The following is a 7,976-nucleotide window of genomic DNA, read 5'->3' on the forward strand; positions in this document are numbered from 1 at the left end:
AAGTGCTCTTTTTGTTTATTGATACGGGTTTAATTACGCGTTCACAGTTTTGGTCGGGCGACTCGGTGAACAACCGTCATTACGGTAAGGAATGATATACGCATTCCCCTCTTCAGGGTGAATAATTTGATAGTACTGAGGCAGGTTAAAGTTAATAAACTTAGACGCGACGCGACTATCGTCTTTTACCGACGTGTAGAAGCTGTTTACAGACGAAATCATTTCATCTTTGGAGCCACTAAATTGGTGATACACTTCTACTTGATTTGACTCATCCAACACATAAATATTGAAGCCATCCTCGTTATCTTCAAAGAAGAACTGCACCAGACCTTCACTGGCAAACCCATCCACCGCTTCCGGCATTTGATATTCTTGCTCACGATCGAGCATTAACAGCGGCGAGCCTTTGAGCTTGTTAGTAGAAATGCTGCGGTAGAAATCGATGGAATTTTCTAGCTTCTGCACCGACACACCACGACGTTCAAAGAACAACCCATAAGTCTGGTTACCAAGACGCATCGCTTTAAAGCGGCGGCGTTTCTCTTGCTCTACTGGTTTCAAGCGTAAGTCGATACATTCAGCTAAAAGCTGGTAAACCATATTACGCATCACACCACGCATGTTCTTCGCATAGCAGAACACATCCACTGATTCTGGTGGCAACGCATCTTGGTGCATTTTGCCCAAAATGGTTTTCAGTGCATCCAGCATCGCCGTTTCCCCTTTGAAATGCAGCGTACGCACTTCATGCCAAGAATTACGGTAAACAAGGTCAACACTGCCGACTAAATTTTTATGTTCTGGACCAAAGCTAAAAATATCGGTGTTCTTAACATCCACTTTCAACGAACGACCAGAAAGTTCAGACGTCGGATCATTTTCGAAGTTGATGAACATCGCAAGCTGGCTTATTTCACAAGGACTCGCTAGCGCCTGCATAGATGGACGACGCTTACGCAACGCAAAAGTATTTCGTAAGTCACTCACCATTTGGTAAAACTTATCAATATCTAGCTGCGCTTCACGTACCACGGCATGTAAACGAGTCGATTCAGTGATCAAGCCATTGAAGAATGCCCAAGCAACCAACTTACTCAAGTATTCATGATGCTCTAGATATGGTTGCCCCAAAATGCGGTGCGCAATAAGCGGTTGTTTATAGAGGTACCAACCAGACTTGTTTACCCCCCCTTTTTTCACTTCGATAAAGCTCAAGTCAGGCTCGTGCAGATCAGGTGAAATCTGTGGGTTTAGTAACGTTACTTTGCCCGGCAATACTTCAAAAGCAGCGTAGAGTTTACGGGCCAAAATACTGATGTCTTGCGGACTGATAGCAGAAGTGATGTCGTTACGACGCGCAAATTGAATCAAGTTACGGTAGCTTTGCATCAACGCATCCAGCAATGCATGATGTACCACCTTTACTTGTTCAACCTTCCAATTACGGCGGTCATCGAGCTCTGCAACGACACTGGCATCCCAATTCCATTTTGCAATCATATCGCTCAGTGCTTCACGACGCCAAGCTACTGAGCCAACATTCGGCTCACGAGATAGTTTTTCATGGGTTTTGAGATAGAAACAGCGACGCACTAAATCCAAACGTGTATCGTCTTGAATTCGCTCTAAGTAACGGGTTACTTTTTCCAACATTAAGTAGTACGCATCCATGCCATAGAGATCAGGCTCATGGGCAAAGAAACGACGTTTAGTGTCGATGCTTAACAATTGAGTATGCGGGTATTCCCACGAGTAAGCTTCTAGCAAGATGGCTTTTAATACCGATTTGTAGGGAGAGTCGATGCTTTTGTATAACTGCCACAAGTTCGATCCGAAGTATTCTTCAGCAGGAATGCAGTTCAATTTACCAAAGTCGATCCATTCACTACAGTCGATGTAACCATCACTGCAAAGTTGAGAAACGTACTCGTCGTAACACTCTTCCATTTCTGGCGGCACGATTTGCCATAACAAACGCTGTCCGGCAATACGCACCGCACTACGATAGAATTCATCGAGCAAAAGTAAGTGCTGAGATGAACCACAGTTATCACCTGTCATCTCCTCAGAATGATTGCTTCTAAAGCGCTCTTTATCCATTAAGAAAAAGTTCGCTTCCACGCCTTTGCTTTGTGCCCAATCCGTGATGAGTAAGCATTTATTGGTCAATAACTCGCGTTCGTCACAATCCATCTCTGGTGAGATACACACCCAAATATCCAAATCACTGGAAGTACTTTGACCAATCGAGGAGGTACTGCCCATGGTGTACAAACCCAATATAGCGGGCTTTTCTACCGTCTTGAGCGGCTGACCAATGGCAAGTTGAATATCATCTATGAATTGTTGCTGAATGCTATTTAGTTCAAGCCCATGCACACCAAACGGGACATCGGCATCATAATAGCCAGGAATTACAGGATGGTTGTAGTTCAACAAGGCAGGAATCAAATGGAAGACTTGCTGGCTTTGCGAATCCATAAGCGCCAGCGCGCGATCAACTCGCTGCTGATTCAAATTATCTAGTCGCTGGATGATTTTTTGGGTGTAAGCCTGCAAGGGGAATTCCTTGGTTGAACAATCACGAAAATCTGCTGACGTTTTAAACCAAAACGGCTTAAAAACGTGATCAATTTAACACTTTTATTGGTGCGGGTAAAGCTTCACGCCCGCGTATCACTCTGGATACAAAACCATACTTTAGTCACAAAATTAATCGCGCGGTAGTGTCGCTCTTATTACCTATTACTAATAATAGTCCTTAGTCTAATTGAGAATCCAGTCACACTATTTTCATAACGTCATGTAATTCCATTCATAGCCTTCAGAGATAACGAACTAACAGTAAGCATTTCTTGATGAGAATGGTAGGATAAACCCAAATCCAAACAGCATTGAGAAGATCATGACACAATCCACACCGATTCGCATTGCAACTCGAAAAAGCCCTCTTGCTTTATGGCAAGCTTACTTTGTTAAAGACGCCCTTCAAGCCGCTCACCCTGGCTTGGAAGTCGAGTTAGTAACCATGGTGACCAAAGGTGACGTGATTTTAGATACACCACTAGCAAAAGTTGGCGGCAAAGGCTTGTTCGTAAAAGAGCTTGAAATCGCGATGCTAGAAGGACGTGCAGACCTCGCCGTTCACTCAATGAAAGACGTACCCGTCGATTTCCCAGAAGGCCTTGGCCTCGTGACCATTTGTGAGCGTGAAGATCCTCGTGATGCCTTCGTCTCTAATACCTATAGCCACATTGATGAGCTCCCTCAAGGTGCCGTGGTTGGTACTTGCAGTTTGCGCCGTCAATGCCAACTGAAAGAATATCGTCCGGACATCATCATCAAAGAGCTTCGCGGTAATGTGGGCACTCGCCTTGGTAAGTTAGATGCGGGTGAGTATGATGCAATCATTCTTGCTGCGGCTGGCCTCAAACGATTGAAGCTTGAAGAGCGCATTCGTAGCTTTATCGAACCAGAGCAATCACTACCAGCGGTAGGGCAAGGTGCTGTCGGTATTGAGTGCCGCCTTGACGATGAAAGACTGCTTAAGCTGCTTGAGCCACTTAACCACCAAGACACCGTAGACCGCGTTTTGTGTGAGCGCGCAATGAACCTTACGCTAGAAGGCGGCTGTCAGGTACCTATCGGCAGCTATGCCCTGCTAGACGGCGACAACATTTGGCTACGCGCATTAGTTGGCGAACCAGATGGCAGCGAAATTGTGCGTGGTGAAATTCGTGGCCATCGTAAAGACGGCGAAGCATTAGGAGTGCAGCTAGCCAATGAGCTGCTAGATAACGGCGCTCGTGAAATCCTAACTAAGCTGTACGCAGATCACGAATAACCATGGCAGTGTTGGTCACTCGGCCGGGAGAGCAAGGCAACGCGCTTTGCTCTCTGCTCGAAAGGCACGGCATTTCCGCATATCACCATCCTCTGATCGACATTGTCGCCGATCTCACGGACACGCACCTCTCTAAACATCTACATCAAGCTCAAATTGTTATCGCTGTTAGTCGACATGCAGTGCAATGTGCACAGCAAATCTTAGCCAGCAACGGGATGTCATGGCCGAAACAAGCTATTTACCTTGCCGTTGGTCAAAAAACAGCACACTATTTAAGCAAATGTACCCAACAGAAAGTACACTATCCCCAAGTCAGTGATAGTGAACACTTATTGCGACTGCCAGAGCTCAACAATGTGGCACAACAACAAGTTCTTATCCTTCGTGGTAACGGCGGAAGAGAGCTGATCAAAGATGCATTGGTGAGGCGTGGCGCAAAAGTTCACTATAGTGAGACTTACAAGAGAGAATTCATCCCATTCGATCCAGTAAGCTGTATCTCACTATGGAAAAACCTACAAATTAACCAGATTATTGTCACCAGTGGTGAACAACTGGATTATTTGTGCAGCCAATTGACGTCGGAGCAATTGACTTGGCTTAATCAACAAGAGTTGTATATCCCCAGTCAGCGTATCGCTGACATCGCAATTCAAAGGGGGTTCACTCGCGTGAGATGCACGGGAAGCGCATCCAACCAAGAATTACTGGCGGCTCTCCAGCCCTAGCTACACAGGATATAGGCATGACAAGTAAAAATAACGACCAAAAAAATAACGATAAAAACCTTTCCGAAGAAACCTCATCGGCACCGCTAGTCGAAAAAACCACATCGCAGCAGGATGCGGACCTTAAAAAAGAGCAACCACAAGCGGCCGAGCCCCCAAAAACAGCAGAGCCAACCAAAGTCGAGTTTGAAGAAAAACAAGGTAAACGCGGTGTCAAACTAGGCACGGTCGCTATCATCTTATCGATTATTTTTGGCGGTGGCCTCGCGTACAAGCTGCATCAACAGCAAGCCGATTACCAAGCGCAGATCGCCCAACTAAAAAGTCAGCTAGAAAGCACTCAAGCCTCCATGAAGCAAGAGCTCAGCCGGGTACAAGAAGAAACCATCGAGAAAGCAACGACCGTGACACACAAAGCGGAAGTGGTACTGGGACAGCAACAGAAGAGCATTGAAAGCTTACAGCTTGCCGTTGCCGATGTGAAAGGTCGTCGACCAAACGACTGGCTACTTGCTGAAGCCGATTACCTCGTCAAATTAGCAGGTCGTAAACTGTTCTTAGAGCATGACGTAGAAAGCGCGACTCAACTAATGGAAAGTGCAGACCAACGCATTGCAGCACTGAATGATCCTAGCCTCGTCAAACTACGTAAAGCAATGGCGAACGATATCACCAAACTTCGCACTATCCCGCTAATTGACCGTGATGGATTGGTACTACGCTTAACTGCGCTACAACAGCAAGTAGACAAGCTCCCTCTCGCCAATGCACTGCTACCTGAAGCTGAAGCCGTAGAAAACACTGAAGTGTCTGAAGATATCGCAAACTGGCAAGATAACTTAATGACCTCTTTGAAGGACTTTTCAGAAAACTTCATTACCTTCCGCACGCGCGATGGTAACGTCATTCCACTGCTTTCTCCTGAGCAACACTTTTACCTGAAAGAAAACATCAAAGCCAAATTGGAAACGGCAATAAAAGCGGTGTACCAAGAACAAGGTGAAATTTACACCACATCTCTAAAAACAGCCGACAAATGGGCATTAGCTTTCTTCAACCAAGACGATAATTCCGTTAAAGAGTTCAACAAAACGGTTAACCTACTAAGTCAGCAAAATATTCAAGTGGAATACCCAACGAAACTGCAAAGTCAGTCTCAACTATCAGATGTCATTCGTGAACGCCTACGTCGTGAAGTCACAACGATGACAGGCATGGAGGATAAGTAATGTTTCGTCTTATTTTCCTATTTGTTGTTCTAGGCGCAGGACTATTTGTTGGCACCCAGTTTTCTGGTCAGCAAGGCTATGTACTCATCTCCTTTGCCGAGAAAACGATTGAGATGAGCGTAACGACATTAGTGGTTTTCGTTATCGCTACACTCGCAGGTCTTTTTCTGCTTGAGTATCTGATTAAGAAGTTAGTTTATGCTAGTTCTACAACATGGAACTACTTCAGTGTTCGCAAAATGCGCCATTCCCGCCGATACACCAATGAAGGCATTATTAAACTGCTAGAAGGTGACTGGAAAGGTGCTGAGAAGAAAGTAACTCGCTGGGCAAATCATCACGATATGCCGCTGCTTTGCTACTTGGTTGCGTCTGAAGCCGCACAAGGCCAAGGTGATAAAGCAAAACGAGATCACTATCTAGAGCTAGCGAGCCAACAAGAGAACGCCCATCTCGCAGTAGAACTGACTCGAGCGAAACAATTTATCCGCGACAACGAGTTCGAGTCCGCTTTCGATACCTTGCAATCGTTAAAAAGTCAGTATGCGAGTAACTCTATTGTATTGAACTTGCTGAAAACAACGTACATGCAGCTAAAGTTGTGGCAACCTCTTATTGACCTCTTGCCACAACTAACCAAAGCAAAACTCATCACGGAAGAAGAACATGCAGAGCTGATTCAAAAGGCGCAGTGCGGCTTACTCCATGAAGTAGCGCAACAACAAGGTAGCGAAGGGCTTATCTCTCATTGGAATAGTCTCTCACGTAAAGTGAAACAAGACACACACCTCGTTGCCTGTTTTGCTCGAGAACTCATCACACGAAAAGCTGATGCAGAAGCCTTTACCGTGCTAAAAGAAGCATTAAAAAAACAACCTGCCCCAGAGCTTTATCAACTACTGCCAGATCTAAATCTGCCAGATACCCACCCTGTCGTGGTCTTCTTAGAGGGCGTAGTGAAGAAAGAACCGGATAACGCCGCTGCCCATAGCGCATTAGCGCACTTCTATTTCCGTCAAGAGAAGTGGCAAGAAGCCCAAGATCACTTTGAGATCGCCTTAAAGCTTCGCTCTGACGTCTCTGACTATGCATTCCTAGCAGACACACTAGAGAAGCAAAATCTAACCAAAGCTGCTCACGAAGTCTCTCGTAAAGCTCTCACGCTCGTACAGAACGACTAAGTAGCAGTCATCTAACCAAGCCGGCAGCTCACTGTCGGCTTTTTTATTGCCTGCTATTAACCCTTTAGTCCTTACATCAACATGTTTATCAAATTCATTGGTTCCCAAGTAATTTCCAACTTCCTAGCAACTCACTATCGTTTCACTTTCACTCTTCTCTTTTGACTACTCTGCTCCTGTCATTCCAGCAGAATCCAAAAACAATTTTAAAAGATGCAGGAATACGTAACTTTAGCCTGTTGATGTATGGTTTTAAGACGTAGCTAGATTTAGGCAATAGAGCACACGCATCGCTAGACTGAGTAAAACAAAAAGATACATCAGTGAAACAGTGGCTATTTGAGTATGCTTATTTGTTCGGTCTATCCGGTAAAAGGGGCTAGAGAAGCAATGGTAGTGCTTTAAGAGAACGATAAGGCAATAGATGGTTCAACACCTTAACAAAGCATCTCCAACAACCTTATCGGGACAGCATGCAGTGATGAGGATGAACAGCTTTAGAAGCAACTGCACTTCTTAGCAAAAATCAAAACGTCACAACCAATACCGATACCAATATTACTTTGTCGAAAAGTAGATCGCATATGGAATTGATTTTTGGCAAGCACAGATAGAGTAATAAAGATGTACGGAAATGAAAAAAGCCTCGCTATTTCTAGCAAGGCTTCTTAATAGTGGCGGAGAGATAGGGATTTGAACCCTAGATACGCTATTAACGTATGCCGGTTTTCAAGACCGGTGCTTTCAACCACTCAGCCATCTCTCCACAAATTGTCATCAACAGATTAGTACACTGATGATGTTGTTACTTGTCTATGCAAATAACGATATTTAAAGCCTGGCGATGTTCTACTCTCACATGGGGAAGCCCCACACTACCATCGACGCTATTTCGTTTCACTTCTGAGTTCGGCATGGAAATCAGGTGGGTCCAAAACGCTATGGTCGCCAAGCAAATTCTTTAATCTGGAAAGCTGTTTTTTTAATT

Annotated in this window: 5 protein-coding genes, 1 tRNA gene and 1 rRNA gene; 4 read left to right on the plus strand and 3 right to left on the minus strand. The window is 45.0% G+C overall.

What is annotated here, in order from left to right; translation table 11 throughout:
- Positions 1-33: 33 nt before the first annotated feature.
- Entirely contained in the window at positions 34-2,562 is a 2,529-nt protein-coding gene (locus KI742_RS22830) for a class I adenylate cyclase (protein WP_053350817.1), read from the minus strand.
- A gap of 346 nt (positions 2,563-2,908) precedes the next feature.
- On the opposite strand from KI742_RS22830, the gene hemC reads away from it, so the two are divergent.
- The 4 genes from hemC to KI742_RS22850 are packed head-to-tail and all read left to right on the plus strand — an operon-like array spanning position 2,909 to position 6,988.
- A complete protein-coding gene (gene hemC, locus KI742_RS22835) occupies positions 2,909-3,847 on the plus strand; it encodes a hydroxymethylbilane synthase (RefSeq protein ID WP_005383388.1) in 939 nt (312 codons plus the stop codon).
- 2 nt (positions 3,848-3,849) lie between these two features.
- Entirely contained in the window at positions 3,850-4,578 is a 729-nt protein-coding gene (locus KI742_RS22840) for a uroporphyrinogen-III synthase (RefSeq protein ID WP_005383386.1), read from the plus strand.
- Between the two features lie 17 nt (positions 4,579-4,595).
- Positions 4,596-5,807: a uroporphyrinogen-III C-methyltransferase gene (locus tag KI742_RS22845; RefSeq protein WP_005378751.1), complete on the plus strand. Its 1,212-nt coding sequence runs from the start codon at positions 4,596-4,598 to the stop codon at positions 5,805-5,807.
- The gene (locus KI742_RS22850; RefSeq protein WP_285386143.1) at positions 5,807-6,988 is read left to right on the plus strand and encodes a heme biosynthesis protein HemY; all 1,182 of its coding nucleotides are present in this window, start codon (positions 5,807-5,809) and stop codon (positions 6,986-6,988) included. The genes KI742_RS22845 and KI742_RS22850 overlap by 1 nt, the downstream gene beginning before the upstream one ends.
- A 675-nt stretch (positions 6,989-7,663) precedes the next feature.
- On the opposite strand, the gene KI742_RS22855 is transcribed toward KI742_RS22850, so the two are convergent.
- Together KI742_RS22855 and rrf are read right to left on the minus strand one after the other, a co-directional pair.
- Positions 7,664-7,754: transfer RNA gene (locus tag KI742_RS22855), tRNA-Ser, on the minus strand.
- Between the two features lie 70 nt (positions 7,755-7,824).
- Positions 7,825-7,941, minus strand: a 5S ribosomal RNA gene (gene rrf, locus KI742_RS22860).
- Between the last annotated feature and the right edge of the window lie 35 nt (positions 7,942-7,976).

It is taken from the genome of Vibrio sp. D417a, from assembly GCF_030248595.1.
Lineage (GTDB): Bacteria > Pseudomonadota > Gammaproteobacteria > Enterobacterales > Vibrionaceae > Vibrio > Vibrio alginolyticus.